Origin of the sequence: Microbulbifer okhotskensis, from assembly GCF_023895975.1 — a bacterium.
Classification (GTDB): domain Bacteria; phylum Pseudomonadota; class Gammaproteobacteria; order Pseudomonadales; family Cellvibrionaceae; genus Microbulbifer; species Microbulbifer okhotskensis.
Window position 1 is genome coordinate 18,155 of the sequence record NZ_JALBWM010000002.1, and the last position, 14,288, is coordinate 32,442.

The following is a 14,288-nucleotide window of genomic DNA, read 5'->3' on the forward strand; positions in this document are numbered from 1 at the left end:
GCCTGCGACTATCAGTAATAGATTGCTACCGTGTGTCTTAGGCGATAGCGAAGCGAGAAGAACACCCGATGTTAATAGTTATTTCACCGGCAAAAACGCTGGACTATGACAGTGATATTCCCTCACTGGAAACAACCCAGCCGGATTTCCTGAAAGAATCTGCAACCTTGATCCGGGAGTTGCGCGGGCTGAGCCCGCAACAGGTCTCCAGTTTGATGAAAATTTCAGACAAGCTCGGGGTCCTGAATTACGACCGTTTCCACGCATGGAAGCGCCCTTTTACCGATAATAATGCACGCCCTGCTCTGTTTGCTTTTAAGGGCGACGTTTACACAGGCCTGGAAGCTGAGAGTATGGGCAAACGGGATTTTGCCTATGCCCAAAAGCACTTGCGGATGTTATCCGGTCTATACGGATTGTTGCGCCCCCTGGATTTGATGCAGCCCTATCGTCTCGAAATGGGCACCAAGTTTGAAAATGCTAGGGGTAAAAATCTGTATGAATTCTGGGGAGATAAGATAACCGGGTCAGTTAATGAGCAACTACAAACCATAAAAAGTCGCGAGTTGATAAACCTGGCATCTAATGAGTATTTTAAATCAATAAAAGCAAAGCAACTCAATGCTCAGATCATCACGCCGCATTTCAAGGAATTAAAAAATGGTCAATATAAGATGATCAGTTTCTTTGCTAAAAAGGCGCGGGGCATGATGAGTCGTTGGGCCATTGACCAGAGGGTGAAAAAGGCAGAGGAACTCAAAAGGTTTGATGTTTCGGGCTATCGCTATAACCCGAGTATGTCCACTGAATGGGACTGGGTATTTACCCGGGATGAACCACAATGAGCCGTGCCGAACTGCCTGATGCCCCTGCCTGTGCGCGTAACCGCGACTCAATCCTCATGCACCTGGCTCGCTTGCTTTGCGGTAGTTCCAGGGTGTTGGAGGTGGGTAGTGGCACCGGCCAACATGCAGTGTATTTTGCTCCGCGCTTGCCACATCTGCAGTGGCAAACTTCAGAGAGGGCGCAGGAACTTACGGGGGTTGAGTCCTGGCTGGTAAAGCGGCCCTCGGAGAATTTACCTGCTCCTCTGCAGCTGGATGTTGATGGGGCTTGGCCAGGTATTAGGGCAGATGCTATTTTCACGGCCAATACCCTGCATATTCTGTCTATGCGGTCGGTACAGCACTTTTTCTGCCGTGTTGCCGATATCCTCGAGCCTGATGGACTGCTTATTGTTTATGGCCCCATGAAAATCAAAGGGGAGTTTGTCGGCTCCACTAACGCTGATTTTGATCTCGAGCTGAAAACACGTGACCCCGAAAGAGGAATCCGTGACCTCGAATGGCTCGATCAGTTAGCCACTGATGCGCGGCTGAGTCGTGAAGAATTAAACTACCTGCCAGCCAATAACCAATTGGTGGTCTGGCGTAAAAACGATAACAAGGAGTAACTATGCCCGAGTGGTTTGAAGTGGCGGTGATCGTGGCATTTGCGATCGGAGCTGTGTTCTTTTTTGCCAAGTACCGCGAAACGGCTGCGGCCTTACACGAAAGTGAGCGGATGAAAGTGCGCTTGTCCAATGATTTGAATCGTTACCGGGATGTTCCCAGGCTGCGCGCTCTGCGCGATGCCCTGGTCGGTGTAAAGCCCCTGCCTACCGACGATGAAGGCAATGAGCACCTGCTGTTACGCGATGCCGATTTGCAGTTGCATCACTTGGTATTGCGGCGGGAGAGTAGTGCTCTCGGCAAGGAGGAAGCTGCCAGTTACACCAGAGATGGCAAATCGGTTGCGCTACAAGAGCTCGAGTAGCCCCAAAGTGGTCCTGGCATCGCTATAAACCAGCCGCCTCAGAGTTGACGGCTGGGGTCGCCTTGCTGGTCAGCTTGCCCACCGGGAAGTGCAGGGTGAAGAGACTGCCTTGTCCGGGTGTGCTTTCCACGCCCATTTCCGCATTGTGTCGCAGCAGAACATGTTTCACGATCGCAAGTCCCAAGCCAGTACCGCCGCTGTCTCGGGAGCGGCCGGGGTCAACGCGATAGAAACGCTCGGTCAAGCGGGGTATATGGATAAGGTCGATACCAATACCGTTATCCTCCACCGAAAAGTGGCCCCCTTGATTATCCTGCCGCCAGCGCAAGTGGATCTCACCCTTTTCAGGTGTGTATTTCACGGCATTTAAAACGAGATTGGCGAAGGCACTGTGTAATTCGCCGGGATCGCCACTGATAGAGGTGTTGGTATCGCACTGGACTTCGATATGGTGGCGGCCGCCGCTGAAGCTGCGTGCCTCTTGCGCTACCCGCTCTATCAGCTCGGTCACCGCTACCGCCATATCCCCGTTTTTGCGCTCCGAAGTTTCCAGGCGGGCGAGAAGCAGAAGGTCGTTGACCAAGCTGGTCATACGGGCAGCTTGCTCCTCCATCTGTGTCAGGGGCCTTTTCCAGGCTGGCGGCGCCATATCACTGCTCTGTAATGTCTCCAGGTAGCCGGCAATGACGGTCAGCGGAGTGCGTAATTCGTGAGAGACATTGGCGACAAAGTCCCTGCGCATTTGTTCGAGATTGTGCAGTCGGGTGATGTCTCGAACAATGACCAGTGCTTCATCCTGGCCGTATCGGGTCACCTCAAGCTGGAGCATGCAGGCTTCGTTACCCGGTGCAGGGAGTGTCAGAGGTTCGCGGGAGTTGCCATTTTCACTGTGCATGTAGTCAACAAAGACAGGATCTCGGACAAAATTAACCAGTGATTGACCGGAATCACTGGCTTGTAAGCCGAGTAATTCTCCAGCAGCGGGGTTCCACCAGGCCAGGTTATCCCCGTCCTCCAAAGCGATAATACCTTCGCGAAGTGCGCTGGTGCTGTCTTGAACCCGGCGCAGCATCGCGTGCAGTTTTTGTTTTTCGCGGCGGTGGCGGCGCTGCATGCGATAAAAATCGTCGTAGATTTCTCCCCAGATACCAAAGGCAGTAGGAGCTGGGCCACGCCTGCCGTTGGTGAGCCAGCGATTGAAACGATGCTGTTGCCACAGCACGGAAAATAAGTAGCAGGAGAGGGCTGCAATCAAGGCGAGAGGCCAGTTATCCGAGGTGAAGCCGAGAATCGTGCAGCCCAAGGCAATAATTACAAAGCGTGAAAACTCGCCAATACTGCGATCCAACATAGAGTTGCCGTGTTGCCTGATAGACGGCGGGAGCGGCTAACTCGCACCCCCGCATTCAATACCTCATGGAATCAGGCCCGCACTATAAGTGCGGAGATTTGATTCTGCAGGAGTCAGTAAAGATCCAGGTGAATTGTCACACTTTTTCGACAGTTTGCACAGAAAATCGATACCCGGTGCCACGAACAGTCTGGATATAGCGGTCGTGATTGTCGATTGCCAGGGCTTTTCGCAGGCGGCGGATATGCACATCGACGGTGCGTTCTTCTACGTATACATTGCCGCCCCAGACATGGTCGAGAAGCTGGGTGCGAGTGTAAGCGCGCTCCTGATGAGATAGAAAGAAGGTGAGGAGCCGGAATTCGGTGGGCCCCATGTCCACCGGCTGCCCAGTGATAGTGACGCGGTGACTGAGTGGATCCAAAATCAGGGCGCCCGCACTGAGTGGTTCCTCGGGGGTTGCCGGTCCCGCCCGGCGCAGCACGGCCTTGAGGCGTGCGACCAGTTCACGGGGGGAGAAAGGCTTGGTGATGTAATCGTCCGCTCCGGTCTCTAACCCTTTGATTTTATTATCTTCTTCACCTTTGGCGGTGAGCATGATGATAGGCAGAGAGGTGGTGAGTTCATCGCGTTTGAGTCGACGAGCCAGTTCTACGCCAGAGACATCCGGCAGCATCCAGTCGAGTAGCACTAAGTCGGGCTTCTCATCGATGATCAGTGCATGTGCCTCTTGGGCGTTTTCCGCCTCAAGACAGCGATACTCTGCCATCTCCAGTGCTACCCGCAGCATATCGCGCACCGCGGCTTCGTCATCGACAATCAGGATCGTTTTACTGTGCATTTGCCTGCCATACCCGCTCTGTTGTCAGGATTTCCCCAGTTATGGCTGGGGATTAAACGGGATTTTCATGACAAATATATGACGGATTGGCCCGGGTGCCCAATCAGGTTTCAATTCAGCAGAAAATGCAGTGATATGCCCAGAAAAATGGCAAATCCTACCCAATTATTGTTGATAAAAGCCTGAAAGCAGGCCTCTCTCTCCCTGTCCCGAATCAGCCACTGCTGATAGGCAAACAGGCCGCCAACTGCCAGTAACCCCAGATAGTAAAAAATACCCAGGGAAAAGCGCGATCCAATAAGAAGCAGTGCCAGCACGACCAGGGCCTGCAGGGTGGCGGTTAGCGCCTTATCCATATCGCCAAATAAAATGGCAGTGGATTTGACCCCAATTTGGAGGTCATCATCACGATCCACCATTGCGTAGAAAGTGTCGTAACAGAGTGTCCAGAGTAAATTGGCGGTAAAGAGCAGCCAAGCTTGTGGCGGCACTTCGCCGGATACGGCGGCAAAGGCCATGGGGATTCCCATACTGAAGGCGGTGCCCAATACTACCTGCGGTAGGTGGGTGTGACGTTTTGCAAATGGGTAAGCAAAAGCCAGTACCAGCGCCACTAGGGAGAGCAGGATCGCGAGCTTATTGGTGGTGAGCACTAGCAAGAACGCGACGATACTCAATCCCATAAACAGTGCCAGTGCCGATTTTGGCGTCAGTGCCCCGGTAGCCAGAGGGCGCGCTGCAGTGCGCTCCACATAGGCATCTATTTTGCGGTCGGCATAGTCGTTAACTGCACATCCGGCTGCCCGCATCAGGATCACACCGGCAGTAAACACAATAAACAAATGGAATCCGGGCCATCCTTCTGCAGCCAGCCACAGCGCACACCAAGTGGGCCAGAGTAACAACAGTGAGCCGATAGGTTTGTCCATCCGCGTCAGTTGCCAGTAGGGTAGTGCGCTTGGCCAGCGTTGAGCGATCTGTTGGCTGATCACGGTGAATCCTCTGTCAGAGTCGGTTTGGCTAATTCTTGCAAATATGGGGCGCCTGTTGGCTGGAATAGGGGTAGAAACGCTTCCGCTACTAATAACGGCTTGTCCCGCAGCCAGAAAACGGAGCGTCGTCCCCAAGCGGTAGAGGCGTTATCGCCGAGTTCCACACACTGGCAAGCGGGTGAGCGCTCCAGCAGGTTGAGAGTAATTTCTCCGCGCCGAATTCCCGGCTCACAAAATAGCAATTCCCCCAGTGGGCGCGAGTCCAGACTGCGCAGGTTACGGGATTTTCCCTGGAGACTGCGTTCGGGCAAGACGCTGCGGGCATATACCCAAGGCTGGCCGCAGCCGTGGAGTAACACCTCTCGTATCAGGGCTCGGCTGCCGTCGCGCAAGCCGAGTGCGCGGCACTCTTCCGGGTGAGGTGACTGCCAGCCCTGGTGAAGAACCTGCACATAAAAGTCGCCACCACTTTGTCGCTTGAGCGCGGCAGTCAGTGAATCGGAATAGCAAAGCCAGGGGATCAGGGCTTTGGGGGGTTGTTGCTGGGTTTCTAGCGGCAAACTCTGCCAATCGCCAGAGGGCACAAACGGTGATTGGTGCAACGTTAACTCCGCAGTCTGAATAAAGGGTGCATTGTATCCCGGTCAGTGGCGACGGGTCTCCCCTGTTGCATTTTTGCTCCTCAGCAACGCAATGGATATAGTGCTCACTGCAACGAAAACAACGAATCATAAAGAGAAGCTTGTTATGGGGCTTACAACCAAAATTTTAGTGGGGATGCTTGCGGGTATTGCCGTGGGATGCTTATTCAATTTCCTCAATATGAGCCAGCTGTTCGGTGCTGGCGTGAACAATTTTATTAACCTTTACCTGACCGAAGGCCTGTTCGATATTATCGGCCGTATCTTTATCGCCTCACTGAAGTTGATGGTGGTGCCTTTAGTTCTGGTATCTCTGATCAGCGGTGCTTGCGCCTTGTCAGAAGGTAGCCGAATTGGGCCACTGGCAGGTAAAACTATCCTTCTTTACATGGTGACAACGGCCATTGCGATTACTTTGGCATTGTGTCTGGCATTGATATTCCAACCTGGAGTTGGTGTAAATGAAGCTGCCGCAGCCGCAGCTTCAGCTTTTGAGCCTAAAGAGTCCCCACCGCTTTCCGAAGTGTTGGTGAATATATTCCCCACCAACCCGGTGGCGGCCATGGTCGAAGGTAATATGTTGCAGATCATCGTATTTGCCTTGCTGATGGGCTATGCAATTTCCCGCTGTGGGGAGCCGGGCCAGCGTATTGCCGCCTTCTTCAATGACCTCAACACGGTGGTTCTGCGTATGGTGGGCGTGTTGATGGTATTTGCGCCTTACGGTGTATTTGCCCTGCTCGCGAAGACTTTTGCTGACCTTGGACTTGCTGGTTTGGTCCAACTTGGAAAGTATTTCCTGGTCGTACTCTGCGCTCTGCTTCTGCATGCATTGGGTACTTATTCCGTGATTTTGAAGCTGTTGAGTGGTCTCAACCCTCTTGAATTACTCAAGAAGATGCGCCCAACAATGATATTCGCATTCAGTACGGCCTCTTCCGCAGCTACCATTCCAGTTACCCTGGCAACGGTAGAGAAACGCCTCGGTGTGGATAATAAAATTGCTGCATTCACTGTTCCCCTCGGCGCCACCATCAATATGGATGGCACCGCGATTATGCAGGGGGTGGCTACGGTCTTTATTGCTCAGTTCTTCGGTATTGAGATCGGCTTAACTGGATTCCTGACGGTGATCTTGACAGCGACCCTGGCTTCTATCGGCACTGCCGGAGTTCCGGGTGTCGGCCTGATTATGCTTGGTATGGTGTTGCAGCAGGTGGGCCTGCCACTTGAAGGCATCGGTATAGTGATCGGCGTTGACCGCCTGCTGGATATGGTGCGCACTGCGGTCAATATTACTGGCGATGCGGTGGTGAGTAGTGTGGTGGCCAAGAGTGAAGGCGCTCTGGATGAGGAGACCTACTATGACGCCAATTACAAGAGTGTCAGTATCAACGATAATACCAATACGGTTGGCGCCCACTAAGACGCCTCTATCAAGCCTCGGCGAAGCGGGGCTTGTTTTGTAACCAGCGTCTGATCAACCGTTGTCGCATCCCTGCTGAGAGCTTTGCAGAGGCCGCAATTTTCTGCACATACGGCAGCAGCTCTGCATCCCTTTGCAAGTCTGCGATACGGTGCTGAATCTCTCCCGTCTGACGGGTCCCCAGTATTTCGCCGGGCCCGCGCAGGCGCAGGTCCTCCTCGGCAATGGCGAAACCATCGCTGTATTGTCTCAGGGCCTGCAGGCGCGCACGGCCATTTTGCGACAGCGGTGTGCCGTACAGCAGCACGCAGTGACTGGCAATAGAACCCCGTCCTACCCGGCCGCGTAACTGGTGTAACTGGGCGAGTCCCAGCCGCTCTGGGTTTTCAATAATCATCAGGCTGGCATTGGGCACATCGACCCCAACTTCGATCACTGTAGTGGCCACCAATAGATCCACGTCCCCCGCTTTGAAGGCGCTCATAACCTGCTCTTTTTGCTCGGGTTTGAGACGGCCATGAACCAGGGCCACGCGCATACCTTCCAACATTTCGGCGAGTTCTTCGGCTGTCGATTCAGCAGCCTGGGCTTGCAGGCTTTCAGATTCTTCAATCAGGGTGCAGACCCAATAGGCTTGGCGTCCTTGGCCAATGGCACTCTGTACCCGCTCCATTACCTGGTCGCGGCGATCATCCGAAATAGCCACGGTGTTGATAGGCTGTCGTCCTGGCGGTAGCTCGTCGATGATGGAACAGTCCAGATCGGCGAAGGCGGACATGGCCAGGGTGCGCGGTATAGGTGTCGCCGTCATGATAAGTTGGTGGGGCTGCAGCCTACCGGTAGTGCCACTGGCTGAGCCCTTTTCTCTTAGCTCTAAGCGTTGACGTACACCGAAGCGGTGCTGCTCATCAATAATGACCAATACCAGATTGTGGAAAACCACCTCGTCCTGGAAAAGTGCATGGGTGCCCACCACCAGTAATGCTTCACCGCTGGAAATTTTGGCCAGCTGTTTACGTCGTTCGGCGGCTTTTAAGCTGCCTGTTAATTGGGCGACTTCAAACCCGAGAGGTTCGAGCCAATGACAAAAGTTAATTCGGTGCTGCTCGGCGAGGATCTCCGTCGGCGCCATCACCGCCACTTGAGCACCGGCGCCAATACCTTTTAACGCTGCCAGTGCCGCGACCAGAGTCTTTCCGGCCCCTACATCCCCTTGCAGAAGGCGCATCATTGGGGTTTGTTGTGCCAAGTCTTCAGAGATTTCCTCACATACTCGCTGCTGCGCACCGGTCAGGGAAAATGGTAGACGCGATAGAAAATCCCTCTCCAGGGATCGATTGACTGGCAGAGGGGGGGCGGCAATTCTTGCGCTGTTGCTTCGCAGCTCCAATAAACTGAGGTGGTGGGCGAGTAATTCCTCCAGGGCCAGGCGCTGTTGTGCGGGGTGGATTCCCGCTGCCAGTTGATCGAGCTGGGTGCCGGCTGGGGGAGAGTGCAAATACAGCAGGGCATCCCCGAGTGGATAGCGCAATGCTTTTGGCAGCAATTCAGCCGGTAGCAATTCGGTGACAGCCCCGCCTTTGAGTAGTGTCAGGGCTTGTTCAAGCAGGCCGCGCATGCGGGTCTGGCTCACACCTTCTGTGAGTGGGTAGACGGGTGTCAGGGTGTCAGCGGTTACCGCATTTTCACTGCCGACCACTTCGGTTTCCGGGTGGTAGAGCTCCAGGCCGTTGGCGCCGCGGCGGGCCTCTCCAAAGCAGCGTATCCGCACACCAGGGGTAAAGCGGCTTTTCTGGGCGGCAGAAAAATGAAAGAAACGCAGTGTTAGGGTGCCGCTGTTGTCCTGTATACGCACTATGAGACTGCGACGCCGGCCAAAGACGATATCTGCCGCGCTGACTTCCCCTTCAATCACGACATCCATACCTGCGGTGAGGCCTGCGATCGGCACTACTCGAGTACGATCCTGGTAGCGCAAAGGCAAGTGGAACAGCAGGTCCTGCAGGGAGTGGATATGGAGCTTGGCCAATACCTGGACAAATTTGTCCCCTACCCCTTTCAGGGTGATGATAGGTAGTTCAGCCAGATTGTTACTTATGCCTCTTTCAAGTGACACTGGCTTATGGCCTCGCGAAGAATATCGATTGCGCGGTGTCGGGGAAAGCTCGCACGCCAGGCCAGTGCAATTGTCCGGCGTGGGCCGGGTGCAGTAAAGGGGCGGGTTTCCAGCAGGCCGCTGGCGTATTGCGATGCTGTGGCGGCAGACAAGGGGAGTACGGTGATGCCTAGGCCCGATGCAACCATATGTCTAAGCGTTTCCAGAGAGCTGCCATCGGCCGCAGTGCGGATGCTGCCACCACCAGCCTCTTTCTCCATAGTCAGTTGCAAGTCCGGGCAGGCTTCTAATACCTGATCGCGAAAGCAGTGGCCCTCTCCGAGCAGCAGAACATTGTCATCGGTGAGTTGATTCGGGGAGATAATCTCCTGTTGTGACAATGGGTGGCCAGCTGGCATCAGAACGACAAAGGGTTCGTCATACAGGGGCTGGGTAACTACGTCCGGCTCAGTAAACGGCAGAGCGATAATAATGGCATCCAGCTCGCCTTTGCGGAGTCTCTGGCGCAGAGTGGCGGTATAGCCCTCTTCTACATAGAGAGGCATACCGGGTGCCAAGTGTTGTAGCTGAGGAATAAAGTGTGGAAACAGGTAGGGGCCAATAGTGAAGATAGCGCCAACTGACAGAGGGCTTGCCAGTTGATCCTTACCGGCGCTGGCAATATCTTTGATTGCCGCTGATTGCTCGAGGACCAGTTGCGACTGGGCAACGATTTTCTCCCCAAGAGGCGTTGCCTGTACCCGGGTTTTTGAGCGTTCAAACAAGGCGACGCCGAGCTCCTTCTCCAGCTTTTTCACGGCGATAGACAGTGTTGGTTGGCTGACGTAACAGCGCTCGGCGGCACGGCCAAAATGCTGTTCCTGGGCGAGGGTGACGATGTAGCGCAATTCATTAAGGGTCATGGTCAAGGCAATTAGGTGTCCGCTAGTAATAGTTATTATTCATAAATAATCGCCGCTGGCCAATATCCTGTCTCAATCTGTAATTTGAAGCCAATTATTGGGGTAATTTACTAGTTTTGGGAATTCATGTGGGATTGAGGCGCAAAATTTTGCTATATCTGTAAGGGGCACACCGAACGGAGGTACGTCATGGGAGTTCTATCCTGGGTCATTCTCGGATTGATTGCCGGCGCATTGGCGAAGTGGATCATGCCGGGGAGAGATCCTGGTGGTTGGATAGTCACTATGGTGATCGGTATCGTTGGTGCCTTCATTGGGGGGTGGCTCGGAGCACTGGTCGGTTTGGGTGGGCCAGTGACTGGTTTCGGAATTGGCGACATAATAACGGCAACGATTGGTGCGGTTATCTTTCTCGCTATCTACCGCATGTTCAAACGGCGGGGTAACTAGTTCAGTTTTCAACAGGATTTGAACCGCGAGTCGCACATTCCGGTTTCGATATAGGTTTTCGAGGCCTGCAATCTTTTGTGGGATGTTTTGAGGTGCCCGTATAACTAGCACCTTCACTAGGATTAAACAGCACTGAACCAAGGGAATAAGGCGAATAGCATGACTATTTGCCGGGAACTTTATGACACAACAAGAAAAGCTATGGATCCTAGGGTGTGGTGACCTCGGAGCGAGATTGGCATTGCATATAGATCGTAAGCAATATGCGATTTACGGAATGCGGCGCAACCCACTGGTGGCTCTCGCGAGTAAGCGACGAGCTGATGTGGTTAAGTGGCGCAGGGGGGATGCCACCAAGAAAGAAGATATTGAGGGCTTGCTGTCGACCGGAGCGGATGTTGTTCTCGCCACTTTTACGCCCAGTGAGCATACCCAGGCGGGTTATCACCGCGCTTATGTGGAAACTGCCAAAGTGCTTGCGGAAGTGATTCCGAATCTACCCAAAGCGCCGCGCTTGGTAATTTGGGTTTCCTCCACTCGCGTCTATGGTCAGAGTGGAGATGACTTTATCGATGAGCAGACGCCGCCGCTACCCAGTGGGTTTCAGGGTGACAGTCTGCTGGCGGCAGAAGAAATCATCCGTCATGCGATACCGGATAGCTGTATTGTGCGTTTTGCCGGCATTTATGGTCCGGGGCGTGATCGCCTGCTGTCTCAGGTGCGTGCAGGGCGCTGTGCGCCGCCACAGCCGCCGCAATACAGTAATCGTATTCATGTGGATGATTGCATCGGCTTTTTGCTGCACTTAATTGAAAAGCACAAGCAGGGCCAGGCGCTGGAGCCGCTTTATATCGGTGCGGATAGCTTACCGGTGCCCATGTATGAGCTGCAGCAATGGCTGGTAAAAGCCATGGGTTATACCAGTGCGCACCTGCGTGAAATAGTACAAACCAGTGAGCGTCGCTCAAAGAAACTCAGTAATAGGCATATGCTCGCCAGTGGCTACGAACTAAAATATCCCGATTACAAAGTGGGCTACAGCGCGCTGCTGGAGGCAGAGGGTTAGGCCGGGCCCCTTTGTTATCCCCCCATAAATTCCAGTGGGAAGGTCTCCCGCTGGAATCGTCTATATCAGGTCACCATAACTGCTTCGGCTTCAAATAGGGCTCCTCGCGGTAATTCCTTCACCGCCACGGTTGCTCGCGCGGGATAAGGTTCTTCAAAGAATTCCGGCATTACCTCATTAACTGCGGCGAAGTGATTGCTGTCGGTCAGGTAAAGATTGAGCTTTACGATATGCTGGAGTGATCCATCTGCGGCTTCACACACTGCGCTGAGATTGCGAAACACTTGGCGAACCTGGTCAACAAAGTCCCCGACTATCATTTTTTGCGTCAGTGGGTCCATGGCGATTTGCCCGGACAAGTAGACGGTGTTGTCTACTTTGACTGCCTGGGAATAGGTACCGGCTGCAGCGGGTGCCCTGTCGGTTTTAATAACGGCTCGATTGGGCATTAGGTACTCCATTACGTATCAATATTTATTGGAAAGGAAGACCGCTAAATATATCGCGCTTTGCGGGCGAATGGCAGCCGTATCCGGTTTCCCACCCAGACCTTTTAGGGGCGGGCGATTCGGATAACTGAAGGTAGGTTGCGGAGTCGCTTCATCACGCGTGCCAGGTGGATACGGCCACTGACTTCGAGAGTCAGGGAGATGACACTGTTATGTGCATCTTTTTCATCCACATTGATTTGCTCGATACTGGCGCCTTCTTCTGTAATACGAGTGGCCAGGCGGGCAATGATGCCTCTCTCGGACTCGACTTCAACGCGTACATCGCCAAGGAATTCCCCGGTTACATCCGGTGACCAGTTCACCAGCATGATATTTTCCGGGTGCTCGCGAAAATCATTGGTATTGCGGCAGGTGTCGCGGTGTACCACTACGCCTTTGCCAGAGCTGATATGACCGATGATGGTATCTCCGGGAATCGGACGACAACAGCGGGCAAAGCTGATCATCATGCCCTCCTGGGCATCGATAGTCAGCGGCGAGGAGATATTGCTGGCCTCGGTCTCTTCACTGGTAACAGGCGCTAGCAGTTTAGCGGCGGAGAAGGCGACTTTGTTGCCCATGCCTATTTCTTCCAGCAGTTTGTCCAGGGTTGCGCATTTAGCTTCTTTTAAGGCGCCTTCCAATTGCTCCGGCAGCAGAGCATCGAGATTTGTATCGAATTTACCCAGGGCTTTTTCCAGCAAGCGCCGCCCCAAGGTAATTGAATCGTGGTGGCGCTGGTGTTTGAGGAAGTGGCGAATAGCGCTGCGGGCTTTAGCGGTAACGACAAAGTTGAGCCAGTTGGGGTTTGGCTGTGCGCTTTTGCGTGTGAGTATTTCTACCTTCTGTCCACTTTCCAGGGGTTGTGATAGGGGCGCAAGGCGGTGATTGATACGTACTGCCACACAGGAATTGCCGATATCGGTATGTACGGAGTAGGCAAAATCCACCGCAGTGGCGCCGGCGGGGAGGTCGACAATTTGTCCTTTGGGGGTGAAAACGTAAACTTCGTCCGGGAATAGGTCGATCTTTACGTTTTCAATAAATTCCAGCGAGTCCCCGGCGTGCTGCTGCATCTCCAGAAGCCCCTGTACCCAGCGCCGCGCGCGCACCTGGCTAGTGCCGCCGGTGTTGATCACTTCGTCGCCGGAGGCTTTGTACAGCCAGTGAGCGGCAATACCGCTATTGGCCATTTCATCCATTTCCTTGGTGCGGATCTGTACTTCGATCGGCACCCCGTGCATTCCCAGCAGGACCGTGTGCAGCGACTGATAGCCATTCGACTTGGGAATCGCCACATAGTCTTTAAATTCTGAGATTACCGGTTTGTATAAGCTGTGCATTACGCCGAGGACCCGATAACAGGTGTCTACGCTGTCCACAATAATGCGAAAGGCGTAAACATCCATAATCTCCTTAAAGGATTTCTTTTTGGCGCGCATTTTTTGGTAAATGCTGAACAGGTGTTTCTCGCGGCCGATCACCAGTGAGCTGATACCTTCGCTTTGCAAGCGCAGCTCTATCGCATTTTGGATTTGCTCCAGCAGTTCCTTACGGTTACCGCGTGCGGCAACCAGCGCGGCGCGCAGACGGCTGGCACGTAGTGGAAAGATGGCGAAAAAGGCACGGTCCTCGAATTCAATACGAACGTCATTCATGCCCAGGCGGTGGGCGATCGGTGCGTAGATTTCCAGAGTCTCACGGGCGATACGGGCGCGCTTTTGTGGCTTCAGTGCGCCGAGGGTGCGCATGTTGTGCAGACGGTCGGCCAGCTTGACCAGAATGACACGGATATCGCGAGCCATAGCCAGCGCCATCTTCTGGAAGTTTTCTGCCTGTTTCTCTGCCGGGCTATCGGTCTCGAACTGGGTCAGTTTGGATACGCCATCGACAAGATCGGCAACCTCACCCCCAAATTGTTCGGCCAACGCCGCTTTGGGAATACCAGTGTCCTCAATCACGTCGTGCAACATGGCGGCGGCCAGGCTCTCGTGATCCATATGCATGCCCGCGAGTATGGTGGCGACTGCCAGCGGGTGGGTTACATAGGGTTCACCGGAACGGCGCTGCTGACCATCGTGAGCCTGCTCCGCGTAGAAATAGGCGCGGCGGACTATTTGAATCTGGTCGGGGGGAAGGTATGAAGAGAGGCGGTGGGCCAGACTATCTATGGTGTGCAATGCCGCGCGTGCCTCTC

The 14,288-nt window shown here is 53.9% G+C and carries 14 protein-coding genes; 6 read left to right on the forward strand and 8 right to left on the reverse strand.

The features are described from left to right. Positions 1-68: 68 nt before the first annotated feature. The 3 genes from yaaA to MO867_RS00640 are packed head-to-tail and all read left to right on the forward strand — an operon-like array spanning position 69 to position 1,815. Positions 69-845, forward strand: a complete 777-nt coding sequence (gene yaaA, locus MO867_RS00630) for a peroxide stress protein YaaA (RefSeq protein WP_252464000.1) — start codon at positions 69-71, stop codon at positions 843-845. Next, on the forward strand, positions 842-1,453 hold the full coding sequence (locus MO867_RS00635) for a DUF938 domain-containing protein (RefSeq protein WP_252464001.1): 612 nt from the start codon (positions 842-844) through the stop codon (positions 1,451-1,453). The genes yaaA and MO867_RS00635 overlap by 4 nt, the downstream gene beginning before the upstream one ends. Before the next feature lie 2 nt (positions 1,454-1,455). Further along, complete coding sequence (locus MO867_RS00640; protein WP_252464002.1) at positions 1,456-1,815, forward strand: hypothetical protein; 360 nt, start codon at positions 1,456-1,458, stop codon at positions 1,813-1,815. Positions 1,816-1,837: 22 nt separating this feature from the next. On the opposite strand, the gene phoR is transcribed toward MO867_RS00640, so the two are convergent. The 4 genes from phoR to MO867_RS00660 form a co-directional block, all read right to left on the reverse strand. Beyond that, positions 1,838-3,166 carry a phosphate regulon sensor histidine kinase PhoR gene (phoR, locus tag MO867_RS00645; RefSeq protein WP_252464003.1) on the reverse strand — a complete coding sequence of 443 codons (1,329 nt, stop codon included), beginning with the start codon at positions 3,164-3,166 and terminating at the stop codon, positions 1,838-1,840. 136 nt (positions 3,167-3,302) lie between these two features. Continuing rightward, positions 3,303-4,007, reverse strand: a complete 705-nt coding sequence (gene phoB, locus MO867_RS00650) for a phosphate regulon transcriptional regulator PhoB (RefSeq protein WP_252464004.1) — start codon at positions 4,005-4,007, stop codon at positions 3,303-3,305. 110 nt (positions 4,008-4,117) lie between these two features. After that, positions 4,118-4,999 (reverse strand): 4-hydroxybenzoate octaprenyltransferase, encoded by an 882-nt coding sequence (gene ubiA / locus MO867_RS00655; protein ID WP_309143292.1) that lies wholly within the window; start codon positions 4,997-4,999, stop codon positions 4,118-4,120. Beyond that, on the reverse strand, positions 4,996-5,601 hold the full coding sequence (locus tag MO867_RS00660; RefSeq protein WP_252464005.1) for a chorismate--pyruvate lyase family protein: 606 nt from the start codon (positions 5,599-5,601) through the stop codon (positions 4,996-4,998). Before MO867_RS00660 ends, ubiA begins: the two co-directional genes overlap by 4 nt. A gap of 145 nt (positions 5,602-5,746) precedes the next feature. Here MO867_RS00660 and MO867_RS00665 point away from each other — a divergent pair, with 145 nt between their 5' ends. Further along, entirely contained in the window at positions 5,747-7,066 is a 1,320-nt protein-coding gene (locus MO867_RS00665) for a dicarboxylate/amino acid:cation symporter (RefSeq protein WP_252464006.1), read from the forward strand. Positions 7,067-7,076: 10 nt separating this feature from the next. Here the strand turns inward: MO867_RS00665 and recG are convergent, their stop codons facing one another. Both recG and MO867_RS00675 read right to left on the reverse strand, forming a co-directional pair. Continuing rightward, on the reverse strand, positions 7,077-9,182 hold the full coding sequence (gene recG / locus MO867_RS00670) for an ATP-dependent DNA helicase RecG (RefSeq protein ID WP_252464007.1): 2,106 nt from the start codon (positions 9,180-9,182) through the stop codon (positions 7,077-7,079). Continuing rightward, the gene (locus MO867_RS00675; RefSeq protein ID WP_252464008.1) at positions 9,161-10,084 is read right to left on the reverse strand and encodes a hydrogen peroxide-inducible genes activator; all 924 of its coding nucleotides are present in this window, start codon (positions 10,082-10,084) and stop codon (positions 9,161-9,163) included. Before MO867_RS00675 ends, recG begins: the two co-directional genes overlap by 22 nt. Positions 10,085-10,273: 189 nt before the next feature. Here MO867_RS00675 and MO867_RS00680 point away from each other — a divergent pair, with 189 nt between their 5' ends. Continuing rightward, the gene (locus MO867_RS00680) at positions 10,274-10,534 is read left to right on the forward strand and encodes a GlsB/YeaQ/YmgE family stress response membrane protein (RefSeq protein ID WP_252464009.1); all 261 of its coding nucleotides are present in this window, start codon (positions 10,274-10,276) and stop codon (positions 10,532-10,534) included. A 181-nt stretch (positions 10,535-10,715) separates the two neighbouring features. Continuing rightward, the gene (locus tag MO867_RS00685) at positions 10,716-11,600 is read left to right on the forward strand and encodes a sugar nucleotide-binding protein (RefSeq protein WP_252464010.1); all 885 of its coding nucleotides are present in this window, start codon (positions 10,716-10,718) and stop codon (positions 11,598-11,600) included. Between the two features lie 65 nt (positions 11,601-11,665). Here MO867_RS00685 and MO867_RS00690 read toward each other — a convergent pair whose 3' ends face one another. Continuing rightward, positions 11,666-12,049: a Rid family detoxifying hydrolase gene (locus MO867_RS00690; protein WP_252464011.1), complete on the reverse strand. Its 384-nt coding sequence runs from the start codon at positions 12,047-12,049 to the stop codon at positions 11,666-11,668. A 104-nt stretch (positions 12,050-12,153) separates the two neighbouring features. After that, positions 12,154-14,271, reverse strand: a complete 2,118-nt coding sequence (gene spoT, locus MO867_RS00695; RefSeq protein WP_252464012.1) for a bifunctional GTP diphosphokinase/guanosine-3',5'-bis pyrophosphate 3'-pyrophosphohydrolase — start codon at positions 14,269-14,271, stop codon at positions 12,154-12,156. Between the last annotated feature and the right edge of the window lie 17 nt (positions 14,272-14,288).